This window comes from Aeromonas sp. R9-2, from assembly GCF_040908025.1.
GTDB lineage: Bacteria > Pseudomonadota > Gammaproteobacteria > Enterobacterales > Aeromonadaceae > Aeromonas > Aeromonas veronii.
This window is the reverse complement of record NZ_JBFOCX010000035.1, coordinates 94892-113899: the sequence shown is the minus strand read 5'-3', so window position 1 is coordinate 113899 and position 19008 is coordinate 94892. Positions and strand designations below refer to the sequence as shown.

The window sequence follows — 19008 nt, the reverse complement described above, 5'->3', positions numbered from 1 at the left end:
TGGAAAATTTAACCATGAGTGACGTAATCAAAAAGTTCCTGAAGCTGGAGGCCGCCTCCGGAATTATTCTGATCCTGGCTGCCATGCTGGCAATGATTTTAGCCAATACCGCGCTGGCTGGCGGGTATCAGGCGTTTCTCGACACGCCGGTGCAAGTGCGCATTGCGGCCCTCGACATCAACAAGCCGCTGCTGCTCTGGATCAACGATGGCTTTATGGCGATCTTCTTCCTGCTGGTTGGTCTGGAAGTGAAGCGTGAAATGCTGGAAGGGGCGCTCTCCTCTCGGGTGCAAGCGACTTTTCCGGCCATCGCGGCGGTGGGCGGCATGCTGGCTCCGGCCTTGATCTACGCCTTTTTCAACTATTCGGATGAAGTGGCGCGCGCTGGCTGGGCGATCCCGGCTGCGACCGACATCGCCTTTGCCCTCGGGGTGATGGCGCTGCTCGGCAAGCGGGTGCCGGTGAGCCTCAAGGTATTCCTGTTGGCGCTGGCCATCATGGATGACTTGGGTGTTATCATCATCATCGCGCTTTTCTATACCCAGCAGCTGTCGCTGGAGGCGCTGGCCATCGGTATTTTGGCAACCCTCACCCTGCTGTGGATGAATCGCCGTGGTGAGGACAGGATCGGCCTCTACATGCTGGTTGGCCTGGTGCTCTGGGTTGCGGTGCTCAAGTCTGGCGTTCATGCGACCCTGGCCGGTGTGGTAGTCGGTTTTATGGTCCCGCTTAACGGCAAGCGTTACGCCTCGCCGCTCAAGTATTTGGAGCACAAGTTGCACCCCTGGAGTGCCTATCTGATCCTGCCGCTGTTTGCCTTTGCCAACGCCGGGGTATCGCTGGAAGGGATTGGTCTCTCCTCCCTGCTGAGTCCGGTACCTATGGGGATCATGCTGGGGCTGTTTATCGGCAAGCCGCTTGGGGTGTTCACCATCAGCTGGCTGTCGGTCAAGCTGGGCATCGCCCAGTTGCCGCCCGGGGTCAACTTCAAGCAGATTTTTGCGGTCAGCATCCTCTGTGGCATCGGGTTCACCATGTCGATGTTTATCGCGTCGCTCGCCTTCGAGCACGGTGGGCTGGATTACGGCAGCTACTCTCGCCTCGGGATCCTGGTGGGCTCCACCATGGCGGCGGTAGTCGGCTATCTGGCCTTGCGCATGGCCCTTCCCAAGGGTGAAGGGGAACAGAGTACGGAGGGACTATGAAGCTGCATACAGGGTTGTTGATGCTGTTGTTGAGCCCCGCGGCCTGGGCTGGCGGGCTGGAGGATTGCAAGCAGGACGCCGCCTCGGCGAACTGCTCTGCCTATCTCAACGGGGTGGTAGACAGCGCCCTGCTGCTGGGGGACAAGCAGGCCAAGGCGCGCTTTGGCGAAACCTTCTCCGAGCGGGCACTGAGCAGCCGGGCTGGCGAGATGGTAAAGCGTTCCAACAAGCGTTATTGCGCTGACCGGATGCCTGACAAGGCACGCCTCAAGGCCAGTCTGATGGAGCAGTTTGGCGCGAACAAGGTTGACTCGGTCAGCGACATGTATGACATTCTGGCGGTTGAACTCAGCTGCTACCGGAGTCCGCGTCAAGCGGGAACCCCATCGGATGTCACACCTTAACTACAACCATCTCTACTATTTCTGGATGACTCAGAAGAAGGGCTCCGTTACCCAAGCTGCGGAAGCCCTTTTTTTGACCCCGCAAACCGTCACCGGCCAGATCAAGCTGCTGGAGCAGCGCCTCGGTGGCAAGCTGCTCAAACGCAAGGGGCGCTCCCTTGAGGCGACCGAGCTGGGTCAACTGGTGTTTCGTTATGCCGACAAGATGTTCAGCCTCTCCTACGAGATGCTCGATATCGTCAACTACCGCAAGGAGAGCCAGATCCTGTTTGACGTCGGCATCGCCGATGCCCTCTCCAAGCGCCTTGCCAGCCGCGTGCTGCTCTCTGTCATCCCCAATGATGGTTCCATCCATCTGCGCTGTTTCGAATCGACCCACGAACTGCTGCTGGAGCAGCTGAGCGAACACAAGCTCGATATGATCCTCTCCGACTGTCCAGTGGACTCCAGCCAGCATGCGGGGCTGCTCTCCAAGCGGTTGGGCGGCTGTGGCGTCAGCTTCTTCTGCAAGGCGCCATTGCCCGAAAAGCCCTTTCCCGCCTGTCTGGAAGAGCGCAAGCTACTGATCCCCGGTCGCCGTACTGCCATGGGGCGTCAGCTGACCCAGTGGTTCGAGCAGCAGGGGGTTTCTCCCAGCATTCTTGGCGAGTTTGATGATGCCGCCTTGATGAAGGCGTTTGGCTTCTTCAATCAGGGCATCTTCATGGCTCCCACCATCTATCGGGAGGAGATCCTTGAGGGGGAGGGGGTGATGCTGATCGGGGAAACTCAGGATCTGATGGAGGAGTATTACGTCATCTTCGCCGAGCGAATGATCCAGCATCCGGCGGTGAAGCGGGTCTGCGAGAGCGATTTTACCTTTCTCTTTTCCGGCCAGGAGAACTTCTCCGCCATCCAGCCGGCCACCCTGTCGTTTTAAAACGACCCGTCACCACGTATCATCGGCGATCAGTGGTAGAGGAGAGATATGATGCAACTTGAAGAGATGGAAGCCAATGCGAGTAAAGCGGTGGCCTTGCTCAAGGCGCTGGCCAACGAACGGCGGCTGTTTATTCTGTGCCAGTTGCTGGAGCGCGAACTGTCGGTGGGGGAGCTCAACGAGCGATTGGGATTGAGTCAGTCGGCCTTGTCACAGCATCTGGCGCTGTTGCGGCGGGATGAGCTGGTGACGACGCGCAAAGAGGCCCAGACGGTCTACTATTCGCTGCGCAGCCATGAGGTGCGTGAAATGATCAGCTTGCTGCATCGACTTTATTGCAGCGCAGATAAATAAAAAACCGGCACTAAGGCCGGTTTTTTCAGCTTTGATCAGCAGAAGCTGATTAAGCCATAGCTTTGATCTGGGCAGACAGGCGGCTCTTGTGACGAGCAGCTTTGTTCTTGTGGATCAGGCCTTTGGTCGCCATACGATCCATGATCGGCTGAGCAACAGCGAAAGCGGCAGTCGCAGCAGCTTTGTCGCCAGAGGCGATAGCAGCAATGACTTTCTTCAGGTAGGTACGGGTCATGGAACGACGGCTGGCGTTGTGCTGACGGCGTTTTTCTGACTGAAGAGCGCGCTTCTTAGCAGATTTGATGTTAGCCAAGGTAAAACTCCTAAAACTGTCTTAGCGAGTGTATTGAAAAGGCCCGGAAATATGCCCTTCCAACCACATATTGTCAAATGATTTGTGCAAATAAACACCGCCTCCCGGTGGTGTGTCAGTAGGGAGACGGTTAAACTGTCGGCCGATTCTAGCAGCATTCTTTTCATTCTGACAGTTCCAGAGGCCTCGTCTTGAGTAAGAAATTGATCAAATCCGGCATGATAGTGTCCGGAATGACGCTGGCATCCCGCGTAATGGGCTTGGTTCGCGATGTAGTCATCGCAAATCTGCTCGGTGCCGGGGTGGCCGCCGACGTCTTCTTTTTTGCCAATCGCATTCCCAACTTTCTGCGTCGTCTGTTCGCCGAAGGTGCCTTCAACCAGGCCTTTGTTCCCGTGATGACGGAGTACAAGAAAAATGGCGACGAGGGGGAAGTGCGTGAATTGCTGGCGGCGGTGGCGGGCACGCTGGGGGGGATAGTGACTGTGGTCACCCTGCTTGGTGTGCTGGGGTCGGGAGTACTTACCGCGCTGTTTGGCTGGGGCTGGTTCTGGGACTGGCTGCATGGCGGCCCTGCGGCCGAGAAGTTCGAGCTCGCCAGTCTGATGCTCAAGATCACCTTCCCTTACCTCTGGTTCATCACCTTTACCGCCATGGCGGGGGCCATCCTCAACACCTTCGGCCGCTTTGCAGTCTCGTCGTTTACGCCGGTGTTTCTCAACATCACCATGATTGCTGCGGCTTGGTGGATTGCACCGCTGATGGACAAACCTGAGATCTCGCTGGCGATTGGTGTCTTTTTGGGCGGTTTGGTGCAGTTTTTGTTCCAGTATCCCTTTTTGCGCCAAATCAACATGCTGGTATGGCCCAAATGGGGATGGAATCACCCTGGGGTGGTGAAGATCCGCACACTGATGATCCCGGCCCTGTTCGGGGTCTCGGTCAGCCAGATCAACCTGCTGGTCAATACCATGCTGGCTTCTTTCCTGGCGACCGGTGCCATCAGTTATCTCTACTACTCGGATCGCCTGCTGGAGTTCCCCCTCGGGCTGTTTGCGGTGGCCATCAGTACCGTGATCCTGCCTGCGCTGGCGAAAAAGCATGTGGATGCAGACCCTGCCGACTTTTCCCGCACCATGGATTGGGGGGTGCGGATGGTGATGCTGCTCGGCCTGCCCGCCATGATAGGCATTGCGGTGATGCGCGAGCCCATTTTGCGAGTGCTGTTCATGCGCGGCGAGTTCGGCCTGCATGAAGTGAGCATGTCGAGCGCGAGCCTGCTGGCTTCCACTACCGGTCTGCTCTCCCTGATGCTGATCAAGGTGCTGGCGCCCGGTTACTACGCCCGTCAGGACACCAAAACGCCGGTGCGGATCGGGGTGATGTCGATGATTGCCAACATGGCTTGCAACCTCATCTTCATCTACCCGCTCGGTTACGTGGGGCTGGCGCTCTCGACCGCCTGCTCGGGCACTCTGAATGCGGCCTTGCTGTTCAAGGGGTTGTACCAGCAGAGCGTCTATCGTCCCTCCCGCCATACCGGCGTGTTCTGCCTCAAGCTGCTGGTCGCCAGCGTGCTGATGGGGGGCGTGCTCGCCTATCTGTCGCCGGATCTGGCCCAGTGGGGGGCGTGGAGCATGGGTAAGGCCAGTTTGCAGCTGACCATGCTGCTGTCGCTGGGGGCTGCGGTCTATGCAGTGGTACTGCTGCTGCTGGGCATTCGGCCGCGTCACCTTAAATCTGGGCAGCAGTAGCCGTGATCCTGCGGCGCCATGGGATAGTGCCTCATGGCGCAGCAGGGGGCGTGATTGGGCCCGGATAGTTGAAATCAGGCTATGAGGGCTGACCCTGCCTGCTGCCTGATATATAATCCGCCGATTTCCATGGCAGCAACGCACAAGGCACTGATGGAGCTTATTCGCGGCATTCACAATCTCAAGCCCCGTCACCGGGGATGTGTATTAACCATTGGCAACTTTGATGGGGTTCATCAGGGTCACCATGCGGTATTGGCACGTCTCAAGGAGAAAGCGGCCCAGCTGGGATTGCCCGCTTGCGTCATGCTGTTTGAGCCGCAGCCGCTGGAGCTGTTTGCCGGCACAGCTGCGCCCGCCCGGCTGAGCCGGTTGCGGGAAAAGTACGAAGCGCTGCAGGGGCTGCATATCGACCGTATGCTCTGCGTACGCTTCAGCCACCGCTTTGCCGAGCAGGGTGCCTCGACCTTCATCGAGCAGTTGCTGGTGGAGAAGCTCGGGGTGCGCTATCTGGTGGTCGGCGATGATTTTCGCTTCGGCAAGGGGCGGGAAGGGGACTTCCACCTGTTGGAGGAGGCGGGTCATCGCTTCGGCTTCGAGGTGATCAGTACCCAGAGCTTCCAGCTCGAACGGCAGCGGGTCAGCAGCACACTCGTACGCGAGGCCTTGAAAGCGGGCAGGATGGCGGAGGTGGAGCTGATGCTTGGCCGCCCCTATACCATCAGCGGCCGGGTGGCCCACGGCGACAAGCTGGGGCGCACCATAGGTTTTCCCACCGCCAATCTGGCCCTCAAGCGTCAGGTGATCCCGGTCGGTGGCGTGTTTGCGGTGGAAGTGATATGTTCCGGCAAGACCTTCCCCGGTGTAGCCAATGTGGGTGTACGGCCGACCTTGAGCGGTACACAAGCCAGATTGGAAGTACATCTATTTGATTTTTCTGGTGATCTATATGGTCAGCAGGTCAAGGTGCTGCTTCGCCACAAGCTGCGCGAAGAGCAGAAGTTTGCCTCTTTCACTGCCTTGAAAGAGCAGATCGAACGAGATGCCCTGGCGGCCCGAGCCTGGTTCGGGCTGCCACAATTCAATTTACCCAGCACTCTTTTAGAAAAGAAGGGAACCCAGGACTGATGAGCGACTATAAACACACCCTGAATCTTCCGGAAACCGAGTTTCCGATGCGTGGCGATCTGGCCAAGCGCGAACCCAACATGCTGAAACGTTGGTACGATCAGGATCTCTACGGCGCTATTCGCCGCGCCAAAGCGGGCAAGCCTTCTTTCATTCTGCACGATGGCCCCCCCTATGCGAACGGCAACATTCACATCGGTCACTCGGTCAACAAGATCCTCAAAGACATCATCATCAAGTCCAAGGGCCTCTCCGGCTTCGATTCACCCTATGTGCCGGGTTGGGATTGCCACGGTCTGCCTATCGAACTGAAAGTAGAAGGCATGGTCGGCAAGCCGGGCGAGAAGGTTTCCGCTGCCGAATTCCGCGCCGAGTGCCGCAAATACGCCAAGACCCAGATCGAAGCGCAGAAGACCGACTTCATCCGTCTGGGTGTGCTGGGCGACTGGGAACACCCCTACCTGACCATGGATTTTGGCACTGAAGCCAACATCATCCGCTCCATGGCCAAGATCGTTGAAAACGGCCACCTGCACAAAGGCTCCAAGCCGGTGCACTGGTGTACCGATTGCGGCTCCGCGCTGGCTGAAGCCGAAGTTGAGTACTACGACAAGAACTCTCCCTCTATCGATGTGCGCTTCAAGGCCGTTGACGAGGCGACCGTTGCCGCCAAGTTTGACTGCGCCGAAGGCCACACCGGCAAGGGCCCGGTCTCTGCGGTGATCTGGACCACTACTCCGTGGACCCTGCCAGCCAACCGCGCCATCGCCATGCACGCCGATCTGGATTACGCACTGGTGCAGGTTGAAGGTGAGCATCCCGAGCGTCTGATCTTGGCCGCCGAGCTGGTCAAGGATGTGATGGATCGCGCCGGTATCGAGAAGTTCCACAATCTGGGCTATGTCAAGGGTGCCGCGCTAGAGCTGCTGCGCTTCAACCACCCCTTCTACAGCTTCGATGTACCTGTGGTACTGGGTGACCACGTCACCCTGGATGCCGGTACCGGTGCCGTTCACACCGCCCCTGGCCACGGTCAGGAAGACTTCGTGGTCGGTCAGAAGTACGGTCTGGAAGTGGCCAACCCGGTTGGCAGCAACGGTGTTTACCTGCCGGATACCGAACTGTTTGCCGGTCAGCATGTGTTCAAGGCCAATGCCTCCGTGATCGAAGTGCTGACCGAGCGCGGCGCCCTGCTGCATCACAAGGTGTTCAACCACTCCTATCCGCACTGCTGGCGTCACAAGACCCCGATCATCTTCCGTGCTACTCCACAGTGGTTCATCAGCATGGAGCAGAAGGGTCTGCGCAAGCGCGCACTGGAAGAGATCGAGCGCATCGAGAAGGACGGTATTGCCCAGCAAGGCCAGAGCGGCTGGGTACCGGCCTGGGGTAAAAACCGCATTCAGGCGATGGTCGAGAACCGTCCTGACTGGTGTATCTCCCGTCAGCGTACTTGGGGTGTGCCCATCTCCCTGTTCGTCCATAAAGAGACCCAGGAACTGCACCCGGAATCCGTGCGCCTGATGCACGAAGTCGCCAAGCGGGTCGAGCAGTCCGGCATTCAGGCATGGTGGGATCTGGACAAGGCGGAGCTGCTGGGTGCCGATGCTGACATGTACGACAAGGTGCCTGACACCCTCGACGTCTGGTTTGACTCCGGTTCTACCCACGCTTCCGTTGTTGATGCCCGTCCCGAGTTCAACGGCAAGCCGGCCGACATGTATCTGGAAGGTTCTGACCAGCACCGTGGCTGGTTCATGTCCTCCCTGATGATCGGTGTGGCCATGAAAGACAAGGCTCCGTACAACCAGGTGCTGACTCACGGCTTCACTGTGGATGGTCAGGGTCGCAAGATGTCCAAGTCCATCGGCAACGTGGTCAGCCCGCAGGACGTGATGAACAAGCTGGGTGCCGACATCCTGCGTCTGTGGGTCGCGAGCACTGACTACACCGGCGAGATGACCGTCTCCGACGAGATCCTCAAGCGCTCTGCCGATGCTTATCGTCGTATTCGCAACACTGCCCGCTTCCTGCTGGCCAACCTGAACGGCTTCAATCCGTCGACCGACATGGTGGCACCTGCCGACATGGTGGTGGTGGATCGCTGGGCTGTGGGTCGTGCCAAAGCGGTACAGGCCGAGATCATGGCGGCATTCGACGAGTACAACTTCCACGGTGTAACCCAGAAGCTGATGCAGTTCTGCTCCATCGAGATGGGCTCCTTCTATCTGGACGTCATCAAGGATCGCCAGTACACCGCCAAGGCTGACAGCCTGGCCCGTCGCTCCTGCCAGACCGCCCTCTATCACATTGCCGAGGCCATGGTGCGCTGGATGGCGCCGATCATGAGCTTCACCGCTGATGAAATCTGGGCGCTGCTGCCGGGTGAGCGCGGCGAGTTTGTCTTCACCGAAGAGTGGTACGACGGCCTATTCGGGCTGGAAGCGGGCGAAACCCTCAACGACGACTTCTGGGCCGAGATCCTCACCGTGCGTGGTGAAGTGAACAAGGCGCTGGAAGTGGCCCGTGGCGAGAAGCGTATCGGCGGTTCCCTGCAGGCCGAACTAACCCTGTTCGCCAAGCCGGAGCTGGCTGCACGCCTGAACGCCCTGGCTGATGAGCTGCGCTTCGTGCTGCTCACCTCCAAAGCCAAGGTTGTGGAGGCTGACACTGCGCCGGAAGGCTCTGTGGCGACCGAGCGTGATGACCTGTGGTTGAGCGTGGCCCAGTCTGCTGCCGCCAAGTGCGACCGCTGCTGGCACCATGTAGAAGATGTGGGCACCATCGCGGGTCACGAAGAGATCTGTGGTCGCTGTGTGACCAACGTTGAGGGTGACGGCGAAACTCGTCAATTTGCCTGATGAACATGACTCAACATAAAAGCGGCCTGCGTTGGCTGTGGCTGGCAGTGCTGGCCTTTGTACTGGACCAGGCGAGCAAGCTCGCCGTGGTCAAGTTGCTGCCATTTGGTTACCCGGGGGTGGAGATCACCCCCTTCTTCAATCTGGTTCACGTCTACAACAAGGGCGCCGCATTCAGCTTCCTGGCTGATCAGGGGGGCTGGCAGCGCTGGTTCTTCGCGGTGCTGGCTTTTGCCATCTGTGGATTGCTGATCCACTGGCTGCGCAAGCAGTCGGTGACCCAGCGTTGGAGCGGTATCGCCTATTCACTCATCATCGGCGGCGCCCTCGGCAACGTCTTTGATCGACTGGTGTTGGGCCATGTGGTCGATTTCCTCGACTTCTACTGGCAGCGTGCGCACTGGCCGGCATTCAATCTGGCCGACAGCTTTATCTTTATCGGGGCCGCCATGATCGTGCTGGACGGTTTCCGTGGTGAGAAAAAGGAGCAGGCATGAGCCAGCAGATCACCGCTAACAGCAGCGTGCTGTTCCACTTCTCCATCAAGCTGGAAGATGGCTCGGTTGCCGACAGCACGGCGCTGCACGGCAAACCTGCCCGCCTGCGGATGGGCGATGGCAGCCTGACCCCCACCTTCGAGCAGTGTCTGCTGGGCCTGTGCGAAGGGGAGAGCAAGAGTTTTACTCTGGCGCCGGAAGAGGCCTTTGGTCTCTCCAATCCCGACAATATCTACCATCTGGATCGCGCCAAGTTTGGCGCCGATGTGGAGCCAAAAGTCGGCACTATCATCCTGTTCGATCAGCCCAATGGCAGCGAGCTGCCGGGCATCATCCGGGCAGTAGCCGGGATGTCGGTGACGGTCGATTTCAACCACCCACTGGCCGGTCATACCGTCACCTTCGAGGTGGAGATCCTGGGTGTTGATGATGAGGAGAAGGTGCATTAATGGATATTCTGCTCGCTAACCCTCGCGGTTTTTGCGCCGGTGTCGATCGCGCCATCAGCATTGTCGAGAGCGCGCTGGAGAAGTTCGGTGCCCCCATCTATGTCCGCCACGAAGTGGTGCATAACCGCTATGTGGTGAACAAGTTGAAAGAGGCGGGCGCTGTCTTCGTCGAGGAGCTGGACGAGGTGCCGGATGACAGCATCGTCATCTTCTCTGCTCACGGCGTGGCCAAAACAGTGCGCGAGATGGCCAAGTCCCGCGCCCTCAAGGTATTTGATGCCACCTGTCCGCTGGTGACCAAGGTTCACATGGAAGTCCATCGCGCCAGTCGCAAGGGCTCCGAAGCCGTGCTTATCGGTCATGCTGGCCACCCCGAGGTGATCGGGACCATGGGGCAATACGAGAATCGCGAAGGTGGCATGTATCTGGTGGAGACACCGGAAGATGTGGCCAAGCTCAAGGTGAAGAATCCGGATGACCTCTGTTTTGTCACCCAGACCACCCTGAGCGTGGACGAGACCTCTGATGTTATCGATGCGCTGCGCAAGCACTTCCCCAACATTCAGGGGCCGCGCAAGGATGACATCTGCTACGCCACCCAGAACCGTCAAGATGCGGTGCGGGAGATGGCGGGGCTGGTGGACGCCATGCTGGTGGTGGGGTCTCGCAACTCCTCCAACTCCAACCGTCTGCGCGAGCTGGCCGAGAAGGTGGGCGCCAGAGCCTATCTTATCGATGATGCGTCGATGATTGAGGCGAGCTGGCTGGAAGGCGTGAAGGCGATCGGCGTCACTGCCGGCGCATCCGCCCCCGAGGTGCTGGTGCAAAACGTGATTGCCCGCCTGCGGGAGCTGGGTGGCAAGATGGTGGCCGAGCACCCGGGTCGCGAAGAGAATGTGGTGTTCGAGGTACCGCCCGAGCTGCGCATCATCTGACGCGTCTCATCCTCGCCGGATGACCATGTATTGCCAAAGCCACCTTTTCGAGGTGGCTTTTTGTTTTTGACTCCAACGAATCCTTTGTGCGCGTTCACGACCTGATCGCCGCGAAAATTGATGATGTAGCTCGAACTTTTGAATAGACAGGATTGAAACCCCAAGTGCCCAGCATAGACTGCCAGCAAGCCCTTATTCTGGCTAGCACACATGGAGTGTGTCTGTCTTCCAAGAACAAATCAGAGCGAAACAGGATGTTTTTGCGTTCAGGTTTTAGCCTTATCGAGCTTATGGTGACCATAGCGCTCGTCTCATTGTTGCTCACGTTGGGGGTTCCTTCCTTCAACGCTTTGCTGCGCACTATTTCTCTAAATACTCAGGCTAACAACTTTGTTGCGACCATCAACCTTGCCCGCTCAGAAGCTATTCGTCGCAACACGGTAGTGATCCTCTCCGCCTCTGCCGATAACCTGACCCGGCATCACTGGGAGGCCGGTTGGCAGATCTGGGTCGATGGCAATGGCAACGGCAGGCTCGATAACGGCGAGTTGCTGCGGGGTTTCCCCGATATGGAGACAGCTACCCTGAGCAGCAATACCTCTCTGTTGCGCTTCAGCGGCGACGGTTTTCTCGATGGCCGCTCACAGGCATCGCAGGTGTTTGCCCTGCGCCCGGAAGGATGTCGCAACGAGGCGGCCCGCGATATCACCATCACTGCGGCAGGTCGCCCTTCCATCGCCGAGGTACGTTGCCCATGACACGACAACAGGGCTTGTCACTGCTTGAAATCATGATCTCGGTGCTGGTGCTCTCCATCGGCATTCTGGGCATGGCGACCCTGCAGTTGCAGGCACTCAAGAGCAATCAGTCTGCCCTGACGCGCACCGAAGCGACCCAGTACGCCTACATGATCAACGACATGATGCGAGCCAATCGCAGTGCGGCCCTGAACGGACAATACAACATCGATCTGGGCGAGACGGTCTCGGGTAGCTCCATGGCGGTACAGGACTTATTGCACTGGAAGCGGGTATTGAGCGAGCTGCCGGGTGGCGATGGTGCCGTGGCGGTCAGCGCCGGAAGGGCGGCCATCACCATTCAGTGGGATAGCAGTCGGTTGGCCACCGATCCTGCATCGCGCAGCATGACCCTTAGGACGGATCTATGAGCAGGGCCGGTTTGTCCCTACGCCAGCGCGGGATCGGCCTGGTCGAGGTGATGATCGCCCTGGTGCTCTCCCTGGTGACGCTGGGGGTCATCATTCAGGTATTTCTTGGCAATCACAAAACCTATCTCACTGGCGAGGCGATTGCCAGGGTGCGGGAAGACAGCGGCTTTGCCATCAATCTGCTGCAAAAAGAGCTGCGTATGGTGGGCTATCAGGGGTGTCTCAGCAAGCAGGGGGTCAATATTACTAATACCCTCAATAACAGTACGGCACTGCCCTACAACTTCACCACCTTTTTGCGTGGTTACGACAATGTGACGTCCACTTTGCCAGTCGAGCTGTCTGCTCTGTTCAGCGGTTCCGAGCCTAGACCCATGCCGGGTAGCGATATCCTGTTGGTTCAGGGGCCGGTTGGGGTTGGGGTTCCGCTCAGTCGTGATAATCATAACAATGCCGCCCAGCTGTTTGTGCAGCAGCTATCCAGCAAGGCCGACTATTGTGGTTCCGGCGCACAGGGTTATAGCGATCTGTGCGAGGGAGATATCGTCATGGTCTCCGACTGTCAGAAGGCCAGAATATTTCAGGTCACCAAAGTACAGGGCGTGGCAGGGGGACGTGAGGTCAATATCGTGCACTCCAATGACAACAAATATACGCCAGGCAATGCCAGCAGTTCCTGGGGGGGGACCAGCAGCCCACCCGAGGAGCGATTCGGTCTTGGCTCGGTCGTGAACAGGGTGGAAACCCGTCTCTACTATATCGCCCGCCCCTCTGCCAGCAGCCCCTACGCGCTTTATCGCAAGAACGGGGTGGCTGCAGGTATGCCCCTTATCGAAGGGGTGGCCAATATGCAACTTACATTCGGCGAGGATCAGAACCGGGATCGGGCGGCAGATCGCTATGTGAACGCCGCCAGCAATCCAAATTGGAACAATGTACTGGGGATTGGAGTACAGCTTCTTATGCGCAGTAACCAAGGCAATGTGGCGTCGTCTCCGCAGGCCCTTAGCTTTGCCGGAGCCACCTTCCGGGCGACCGATCGCAACTGGTACTGGGTCGCCGAAACCACAGTTGCGCTGCGCAACCGGCTACCTTGAGGAGCCCAGTCATGATGGATCGACAGCAGGGGATGGCGCTGGTGATCAGCCTGATTTTTCTGGTCATGGTGAGCCTGCTGGGTATGGCCAGTATGCGTGGGGCGCAGTTGCAAGAGAAGATGGCGGGTAACCAGAAAGAGGCGCTGCAGGCATTGCAGGCGGCAGAAGCGGGCCTGCGCGCTGCCGAACGCTATATCGAGGCTGGCAACTCGGGTCCTTATGACAACAGCTCGGGCCTGTATGAATTTGTCGATACTGCGGTGGATCCCGCATCACCCTCCACATCCTGGCGCACCTATGCCAACAGCGGTCTGGCGGGGCGCGCACCCGAATACTTTATCGAACGGCTGCCCTATACCCTGGGGGGGAGCGAGGATATGGCAGTCGATGAACCCATCAGCGAGCGCCGCCTCTATCGCATTACTGCGCGCGGATTTGGCCTCTCCGATGAGAGCCGGGTCCTGTTGCAATCAACGTATAGCCGCTAGGAGAAGGGATGATGCGACCACTTGGCTATGGCGTTTCGATGCTGTTGTTCAGCCTGTCGGCACAGGCTGCACTGGATATTGCCCAAGTCCCCCTCTATCTGGGGACCCGGGCCGAACCCAATATCATGTTTACCCTGGATGATTCTGGCTCGATGCATTTCGAGATCATGCCAGAATCACTCATAGAGAATGAAGCGCGTTATGTTTATCCAAGGGCTAATAAAATATATGGGAGTGAAGATTATAATAACTACACGGTAACCTTTGATAGTAATAATGATCGCAATGCCTATACTCGCTCCAGTCATAACAACAAGCTCTATTACAATCCGCAGTTGACCTATCGCCCCTGGGTCAAGGCGGATGGCACCTTGATGGATAAGGCCAAAATTACTTGCGCCCCGCATAATCCATTGAAGAGTCCAGACAAGCTGTGCCGTGATTTGACCAATGACGGTACGGAGTACGCAAATGCCGATAACGCTACTTTTTATAAAGAATTTAATAATGATGTAGTAAATAAAACGGAAAAGTTCTGGCCTGCCGTCTATTTCGACTACAAAGGTCGCGGTGATGTGAAAAAGGCGAGCAGTTATAACAGGGTAGAGATAAAAAAAAGCACCTCAAGTTACCTTGGGCGGCCCAACCGCAGCGATTGCAAGAGTGCGCCAGTTTGTAGCTATGAGGAAGAGATCCAGAATTTTGCTAACTGGTATACCTATTACCGCTCGCGGATTTTGGCAGCCCGGGCCGGGGTGGGCCGCGCCTTTGCCAGCCAGGGGCAAGCCATTCGGGTAGGCTTTGCCACTATCAACGTTGATGGTAGCGTGCTCCAGAGGGTTGCTCGGTTTGCAGGAACAGAGCGAGAGGCTTTTTTCAGTGCGCTGTATGGCCGCGACATTCCGAAGAAGGGGACGCCGCTGCGGACCAGCCTTCAGGATGTGGGGGACTACTTTTCCCAAAAAGGCAACGATGGCCCCTGGGCCGCCAGTGCCGGTAGCACCTTGCCTCATCTTACCTGTCGCCAGAGCTATAACATCCTGATGACGGATGGTTACTGGAACGGTGACTCCCCCTCGGTCGGCGATCAGGACAAAGATAGCATCGAGAATACGCTGGCCGATGTGGCCTACCAGTACTGGAAGAGAGATCTGCGCCCCGATCTCGCCAACAAGGTGCCAACCAGCACGGCGGATCCGGCCAATTGGCAGCATTTGGTCAACTTTACCGTCGGACTCGGCGTCAACGGTTCCCTCAATCCGGCGAACGGTATTCCGAGCCGTTGGCCCAATCCCCATGACCCGGATGACAAGGAGTATAAGAATCCAACTTATATTCCGGATTATAAGATAGATGACCTGTGGCATGCCGCCGTCAATAGCAAGGGCAGTTTCTTCAGCGCGGCCGACCCCGACATCTTTGCCGCAGCTCTGAGCAGCACCCTGGCCCAGATAGCGGCCCGCAACAGCTCCGCCAGCTCGGTGACTGCCAACGCAACCCGGCTGGACAGCAATACTCACATCTACCAGGCCCGCTACAACAGCGGCGACTGGTCGGGGCAACTGGTCTCGATCCCGCTTAACAGCGATGGCACCCTTGGGGAGATCGCCTGGGATGCCGCTACCTTGATCCCCGAGCCTTCGGCACGCAATATCTTCACCCGGCAAGATGGTGTCGGCATCCCCTTCCGTTGGGATACGCTGAATGTGACCAACCGGGCTCTATTCAATGTCGCTGGTGACAACCAGGGAGAAAGCCGTGTCGCCTATCTGCGCGGTGATCGTAGTGGTGAGCAGCGCAATGGTGGTGCGTTTCGCAATCGCAGTGATCTGCTCGGCGACATTATCAATTCTGATCCCGTCTACGTGGGCAAGCGTGATTACGGTTACAGCAGTGCAGCCGGTCTGACCCAGACCGAGCGGGAGGGTTACCAGGCTTTTCTAGGCTCGACGGCGATTACCCGCCGCCCACCCATGCTCTATGTCGGTGCCAATGACGGTATGCTGCACGGATTTCGAGTGGCCGACGGTATCGAGCGACTGGCCTATATCCCGTCCAGCCTGCTGGGCGAGCTGAGTCAGTTGACCAGACCGAATTACAGCCATCGCTACTATGTGGATGGGACACCCAAGGTGGGCGATGCCTATCTGGGCAGTCGCTGGAAGAGCATCTTGCTGGGATCCACCGGTGCCGGTGGCAAGGCGGTATTTGCCATCGATGTGACGGCCCCGGATAACTTCACCGCCGACAAGATGCTGTGGGAGTTCACCGATAGCGAAATGGGGGTTGCACTGGCGGCACCCACTCTGGTGCGGGTCAAAGCCGACAACAAGTGGGTTGCTCTGGTTGCGAATGGTTACAACAGCACCAGTCAGACTGCGAGGCTGTTTGTACTGGATCTGGCGACTGGCGCCATCATCAAAGAGATTGATACCGAGGTAGGGTCTTCCAGCGAGCCCAATGGTCTATCTTCCCCCTTGCCGGTAGATCAAGACGGGGACAGGGTTGTCGACTATGTCTATGCCGGTGACCTGCACGGCAATCTGTGGAAATTCGATCTGACTGACAAAAACAGTGCTCAGTGGGGAAGTGCTTTGAAAACGGGCAACAAGCCCAAGCCGCTGTTCCAGGCCTGTAATGGCAGCTGCAGTGCCGGTACGCGTCAGCCGATCACCATGCGTCCTTTAGCTATTCGGCACCCTAAAGGGGGGGTTATGGTGATGATGGGGACTGGCAGTTATTTTACCAATGATGACAAACTGGTTCCCGCCACGCCGAGGCTGGAAGCGGTGTACGGTATCTGGGATACGGGGGCTACCGTGCTCAGTAGCCAGCTGTTGCAGCAGAGCATCACCCATGAGTTTGTGGCCAACGGCACCACTATCAAGTTCAATGTGAGGGTGGTCTCCAACCGGAATGTCAATTACACCAGCCAAAAGGGTTGGTATCTGCTATTGAAATCGCCAGGCTTGAGCAAGGGGGTCGGTGAGCGTGCCGTCTCCGAGATGCTCTATCGGCATAAGCGACTGATCTTCAATACCTTGATCCCGTCGGCGGATGCCTGTGACTTTGGTGGCCGCTCCTGGCTGATGGAGCTGGATCCCATCTCGGGGGCCAGACTCACCTACTCGGTGTTTGACGTTAACGGCGACGGGGCCGTCAACGATGATGATTACGTTGCGATCGAGGATGAAGCCGGCAATGACATCAAGGTGCCGGTCAGCGGCAAGCAATTTGATGAGCTCACCACGACGCCAAGCGTAGTGGAAGATGCCGAGATGGAGCGCAAATATATCAGCGGTTCCAGCGGAAATATCTCGGTCACGCTGGAAGAGGGGGCAGGCGATCTGGGTGGCCGCCAGTCCTGGTTGCAACTGGAGTAGAGGTTGGCATGGAACGTGGTTTTAACCTGATTGAGTTGATGATAGTGGTCGCAGTGGTCGCCATTCTGGCCGCGATCGCGTATCCCAGTTACAACAACTACATGGCGGCAGCCAAGCGGGCCGAAGCCAAGGCTGTGTTGCTGGAAGCGGCGCAATATCTGGAGCGGGAGTTTACTGCCAATGGCAATTACGACGCCGGTAACCTGGCTTCTGCCGGTTTGGCGACCCTGCCGAGGGATGGTGGTGCTGCTTATTACAATATGGCGCTCAATGCCAGCGGGGCCCGTTATACCCTGACGGCTATTCCGACCGGTGTGATGAATGGCGACCCCTGCGGCCTGCTAACTCTGGATCAGGGGGGGCTGCAGGGAGTGTCGATGGCCACTATGACGGCTGCCGAGTGCTGGTAGTCAGTTACCAGCAGGCGGCAGGAGTCTTGGTGTCGGCCTTGTTGATAGTCAGGGTATCACAGGCCGTATTGCCGGCCTTGTCGCCGACCTGGGCCCCCTTGCTGGTGGCCACCAGTGTGTAGGCGGTGGCGCTGGCGCCAGAAATGCTAAAGGTGTAGTAGTCGCTGGTTGGGTTGCCCACACTGGCTATCGCACTGCTGTAACTGGCATTGGAGATGCGAAATTCTTCCTGTTTGAGCTGCATGGTCAACAAGCCCTCGATGGCATCGGCTCGACGAGATTTACGCAGACCGTCGGTAAAGCTCGGGTAGGCGACAGCAGCAATAATGGCAACAATGGCAACGACCACCATCAATTCCAGCAGGGTGATTCCAGATTGTTTGATTCTCATGGGCGCGGCAGGGTTCGTTAAACAGGTAGATACTATAGGATAGCACTGACCTCATACTCTACTGGCATGTGCGAAAAGAAAGGAGTCTTTAGCCAATGGGATGCGCAGAAGGCCGCTCAGCCGGTTTTACCGTGATTGAATTGATGATCGCTGTCGCGTTGGTCGCGTTGCTGTTGACCGTGGCGATCCCCAGTTATCAGTCATTGCGCCAAGAGCAGATGGTCAAGGCGGCTACTCAGGCCGTATACACGGATATCATGCTGCTCAAGTCAGAGGCGATCAAACGTAATCGCACCTTGCAGTTTATTATCTTCAACAGCGGTACCAGTAACTGGTGCTATCGCATCAGTATTGATGGTGACAGCAGCTGTGCAAGCTGCAGCGATACTTGCTCCAGCTTGGAAGGGCGCAAAGGAGCTGACGCTAGTGAATTCCCCGGGATTATCCTGACGGGCTCATATGCCGAGAGTGCCAGCAACACCCGGCCCATCACCTTCTCACCCCGTCGCGGTACTTTGCCAAGCGGCAATATTACGGTCACCTCGTCTAATGCAAGCATGAAAGTGATCACCAGCAATCTGGGTCGAGTGAGAACCTGTGCAGTCAGCAGTGTGATCGGGGAGGTTGCATGCAATTGAAGATGCGGGGCTTTAGTCTGGTCGAGCTGATGGTGGCTATGGTGGCTGGTTTGCTGCTGGTTGCCGCAGTGACATCATTGTTTGCCACCATCCTCAAGGCTAACTATACCGCCATGCAGACCAGCCGTTTGAATCAGGAAGTACAGGCTCTGACCGACATGATCGCTCGGGACATTCAACGGGCCGGTTATGACGCCAACGCAACCCAGTTTCTTGCAGCCCCCTCTGGCAGCCGATCCAGTTTCTACTTTGATACCGTTACAGACTTGATGAATGAAACAGCTACCGGTTCCGGTTTGTATACCTGTGTCAGAGTACGTTATGACAACGATGGGAACGGTGTGTTGGGCACAGATGACACCTTGGTATACAGCTATCTGAGCGCTGATAAAGGAATCAAACAGGGAACTGGTTCCACAACATGCGGTAATGGCACTTTTATTTCGACCGATGACACCATTGAGATCACCGGGATGACGCTGAAACTGTTGCCGAGCAGTCAGGGCAGCGGGGCACGAGCGCTGCAACTGATGGTTAGCGGTCGTTTCAAAGCGTCGCCTGCGCTGACCTTGACTCTGCAGCGCGATATCAAATTGCGTAACGACGGGTACTGA

At 57.4% G+C, this 19008-nt stretch carries 20 protein-coding genes; 18 read left to right on the top strand and 2 right to left on the bottom strand.

Translation table 11 applies throughout. The features are described from left to right. Window positions 1-14: 14 nt before the first annotated feature. Genes nhaA through AB5Y71_RS20350 form a run of 4 tightly spaced genes read left to right on the top strand, consistent with a single transcriptional unit; the run spans window position 15 to window position 2882 of the window. Window positions 15-1205 carry a Na+/H+ antiporter NhaA gene (gene nhaA, locus AB5Y71_RS20365; RefSeq protein WP_129504763.1) on the top strand — a complete coding sequence of 397 codons (1191 nt, stop codon included), beginning with the start codon at window positions 15-17 and terminating at the stop codon, window positions 1203-1205. Then, window positions 1202-1609 (top strand): hypothetical protein, encoded by a 408-nt coding sequence (locus AB5Y71_RS20360; protein WP_019445581.1) that lies wholly within the window; start codon window positions 1202-1204, stop codon window positions 1607-1609. Before nhaA ends, AB5Y71_RS20360 begins: the two co-directional genes overlap by 4 nt. Continuing rightward, window positions 1596-2528 carry a transcriptional activator NhaR gene (nhaR, locus tag AB5Y71_RS20355; RefSeq protein ID WP_005340434.1) on the top strand — a complete coding sequence of 311 codons (933 nt, stop codon included), beginning with the start codon at window positions 1596-1598 and terminating at the stop codon, window positions 2526-2528. Before AB5Y71_RS20360 ends, nhaR begins: the two co-directional genes overlap by 14 nt. Before the next feature lie 51 nt (window positions 2529-2579). Then, window positions 2580-2882 carry a metalloregulator ArsR/SmtB family transcription factor gene (locus AB5Y71_RS20350; protein ID WP_013724128.1) on the top strand — a complete coding sequence of 101 codons (303 nt, stop codon included), beginning with the start codon at window positions 2580-2582 and terminating at the stop codon, window positions 2880-2882. Window positions 2883-2931: 49 nt separating this feature from the next. On the opposite strand, the gene rpsT is transcribed toward AB5Y71_RS20350, so the two are convergent. Further along, the gene (gene rpsT / locus AB5Y71_RS20345; RefSeq protein WP_005308808.1) at window positions 2932-3195 is read right to left on the bottom strand and encodes a 30S ribosomal protein S20; all 264 of its coding nucleotides are present in this window, start codon (window positions 3193-3195) and stop codon (window positions 2932-2934) included. 191 nt (window positions 3196-3386) lie between these two features. On the opposite strand from rpsT, the gene murJ reads away from it, so the two are divergent. The 12 genes from murJ to tppA all read left to right on the top strand — a co-directional run bounded on the left by murJ (window position 3387) and on the right by tppA (window position 17365). Then, a complete protein-coding gene (gene murJ / locus AB5Y71_RS20340) occupies window positions 3387-4949 on the top strand; it encodes a murein biosynthesis integral membrane protein MurJ (protein ID WP_144715008.1) in 1563 nt (520 codons plus the stop codon). 153 nt (window positions 4950-5102) lie between these two features. Beyond that, window positions 5103-6077, top strand: a complete 975-nt coding sequence (gene ribF, locus AB5Y71_RS20335) for a bifunctional riboflavin kinase/FAD synthetase (protein ID WP_201953855.1) — start codon at window positions 5103-5105, stop codon at window positions 6075-6077. Continuing rightward, complete coding sequence (ileS, locus tag AB5Y71_RS20330; RefSeq protein WP_368172317.1) at window positions 6077-8938, top strand: isoleucine--tRNA ligase; 2862 nt, start codon at window positions 6077-6079, stop codon at window positions 8936-8938. Before ribF ends, ileS begins: the two co-directional genes overlap by 1 nt. Next, a complete protein-coding gene (lspA, locus tag AB5Y71_RS20325; protein WP_005340447.1) occupies window positions 8938-9435 on the top strand; it encodes a signal peptidase II in 498 nt (165 codons plus the stop codon). Before ileS ends, lspA begins: the two co-directional genes overlap by 1 nt. Continuing rightward, a complete protein-coding gene (gene fkpB, locus AB5Y71_RS20320) occupies window positions 9432-9884 on the top strand; it encodes an FKBP-type peptidyl-prolyl cis-trans isomerase (protein ID WP_042059691.1) in 453 nt (150 codons plus the stop codon). Before lspA ends, fkpB begins: the two co-directional genes overlap by 4 nt. After that, window positions 9884-10819 (top strand): 4-hydroxy-3-methylbut-2-enyl diphosphate reductase, encoded by a 936-nt coding sequence (gene ispH / locus AB5Y71_RS20315; protein ID WP_368172316.1) that lies wholly within the window; start codon window positions 9884-9886, stop codon window positions 10817-10819. Before fkpB ends, ispH begins: the two co-directional genes overlap by 1 nt. 254 nt (window positions 10820-11073) lie before the next feature. Continuing rightward, window positions 11074-11577, top strand: a complete 504-nt coding sequence (locus AB5Y71_RS20310) for a GspH/FimT family pseudopilin (RefSeq protein WP_202003055.1) — start codon at window positions 11074-11076, stop codon at window positions 11575-11577. Continuing rightward, window positions 11574-11987, top strand: a complete 414-nt coding sequence (gene pilV / locus AB5Y71_RS20305) for a type IV pilus modification protein PilV (RefSeq protein WP_368172315.1) — start codon at window positions 11574-11576, stop codon at window positions 11985-11987. The genes AB5Y71_RS20310 and pilV overlap by 4 nt, the downstream gene beginning before the upstream one ends. Next, the gene (locus AB5Y71_RS20300; protein ID WP_368172314.1) at window positions 11984-13084 is read left to right on the top strand and encodes a PilW family protein; all 1101 of its coding nucleotides are present in this window, start codon (window positions 11984-11986) and stop codon (window positions 13082-13084) included. Before pilV ends, AB5Y71_RS20300 begins: the two co-directional genes overlap by 4 nt. Before the next feature lie 11 nt (window positions 13085-13095). Continuing rightward, a complete protein-coding gene (locus AB5Y71_RS20295; protein ID WP_234898295.1) occupies window positions 13096-13572 on the top strand; it encodes a PilX N-terminal domain-containing pilus assembly protein in 477 nt (158 codons plus the stop codon). Between the two features lie 737 nt (window positions 13573-14309). Continuing rightward, the gene (locus tag AB5Y71_RS20290) at window positions 14310-16955 is read left to right on the top strand and encodes a pilus assembly protein (protein ID WP_368172313.1); all 2646 of its coding nucleotides are present in this window, start codon (window positions 14310-14312) and stop codon (window positions 16953-16955) included. A gap of 8 nt (window positions 16956-16963) precedes the next feature. After that, window positions 16964-17365, top strand: coding sequence for a type IVa pilus pseudopilin TppA (tppA, locus tag AB5Y71_RS20285; RefSeq protein WP_201938130.1), 402 nt, complete (start codon window positions 16964-16966; stop codon window positions 17363-17365). 4 nt (window positions 17366-17369) lie between these two features. On the opposite strand, the gene AB5Y71_RS20280 is transcribed toward tppA, so the two are convergent. After that, window positions 17370-17756: a type IV pilin protein gene (locus AB5Y71_RS20280; protein WP_368172312.1), complete on the bottom strand. Its 387-nt coding sequence runs from the start codon at window positions 17754-17756 to the stop codon at window positions 17370-17372. A gap of 95 nt (window positions 17757-17851) precedes the next feature. Here AB5Y71_RS20280 and AB5Y71_RS20275 point away from each other — a divergent pair, with 95 nt between their 5' ends. Both AB5Y71_RS20275 and AB5Y71_RS20270 read left to right on the top strand, forming a co-directional pair. Further along, window positions 17852-18394, top strand: coding sequence for a GspH/FimT family pseudopilin (locus tag AB5Y71_RS20275; protein ID WP_368172311.1), 543 nt, complete (start codon window positions 17852-17854; stop codon window positions 18392-18394). After that, window positions 18385-19008, top strand: coding sequence for a PilW family protein (locus AB5Y71_RS20270; RefSeq protein WP_123173786.1), 624 nt, complete (start codon window positions 18385-18387; stop codon window positions 19006-19008). The genes AB5Y71_RS20275 and AB5Y71_RS20270 overlap by 10 nt, the downstream gene beginning before the upstream one ends.

Bases quoted from the DNA above. Each gene is read 5' to 3' on its own strand.
- ispH (WP_368172316.1), top strand. From the start codon at position 9,884: ATGGATATTCTGCTCGCTAACCCTCGCGGTTTTTGCGCCGGTGTCGAT.
- lspA (WP_005340447.1), top strand. From the start codon at position 8,938: ATGAACATGACTCAACATAAAAGCGGCCTGCGTTGGCTGTGGCTGGCA.
- nhaA (WP_129504763.1), top strand. From the start codon at position 15: ATGAGTGACGTAATCAAAAAGTTCCTGAAGCTGGAGGCCGCCTCCGGA.
- pilV (WP_368172315.1), top strand. From the start codon at position 11,574: ATGACACGACAACAGGGCTTGTCACTGCTTGAAATCATGATCTCGGTG.
- AB5Y71_RS20310 (WP_202003055.1), top strand. From the start codon at position 11,074: ATGTTTTTGCGTTCAGGTTTTAGCCTTATCGAGCTTATGGTGACCATA.
- AB5Y71_RS20280 (WP_368172312.1), bottom strand. From the start codon at position 17,756: ATGAGAATCAAACAATCTGGAATCACCCTGCTGGAATTGATGGTGGTC.
- ileS (WP_368172317.1), top strand. From the start codon at position 6,077: ATGAGCGACTATAAACACACCCTGAATCTTCCGGAAACCGAGTTTCCG.
- tppA (WP_201938130.1), top strand. From the start codon at position 16,964: ATGGAACGTGGTTTTAACCTGATTGAGTTGATGATAGTGGTCGCAGTG.
- AB5Y71_RS20295 (WP_234898295.1), top strand. From the start codon at position 13,096: ATGATGGATCGACAGCAGGGGATGGCGCTGGTGATCAGCCTGATTTTT.
- ribF (WP_201953855.1), top strand. From the start codon at position 5,103: ATGGAGCTTATTCGCGGCATTCACAATCTCAAGCCCCGTCACCGGGGA.
- AB5Y71_RS20270 (WP_123173786.1), top strand. From the start codon at position 18,385: ATGCAATTGAAGATGCGGGGCTTTAGTCTGGTCGAGCTGATGGTGGCT.
- AB5Y71_RS20360 (WP_019445581.1), top strand. From the start codon at position 1,202: ATGAAGCTGCATACAGGGTTGTTGATGCTGTTGTTGAGCCCCGCGGCC.
- fkpB (WP_042059691.1), top strand. From the start codon at position 9,432: ATGAGCCAGCAGATCACCGCTAACAGCAGCGTGCTGTTCCACTTCTCC.
- nhaR (WP_005340434.1), top strand. From the start codon at position 1,596: ATGTCACACCTTAACTACAACCATCTCTACTATTTCTGGATGACTCAG.
- AB5Y71_RS20275 (WP_368172311.1), top strand. From the start codon at position 17,852: ATGGGATGCGCAGAAGGCCGCTCAGCCGGTTTTACCGTGATTGAATTG.
- AB5Y71_RS20300 (WP_368172314.1), top strand. From the start codon at position 11,984: ATGAGCAGGGCCGGTTTGTCCCTACGCCAGCGCGGGATCGGCCTGGTC.
- AB5Y71_RS20350 (WP_013724128.1), top strand. From the start codon at position 2,580: ATGCAACTTGAAGAGATGGAAGCCAATGCGAGTAAAGCGGTGGCCTTG.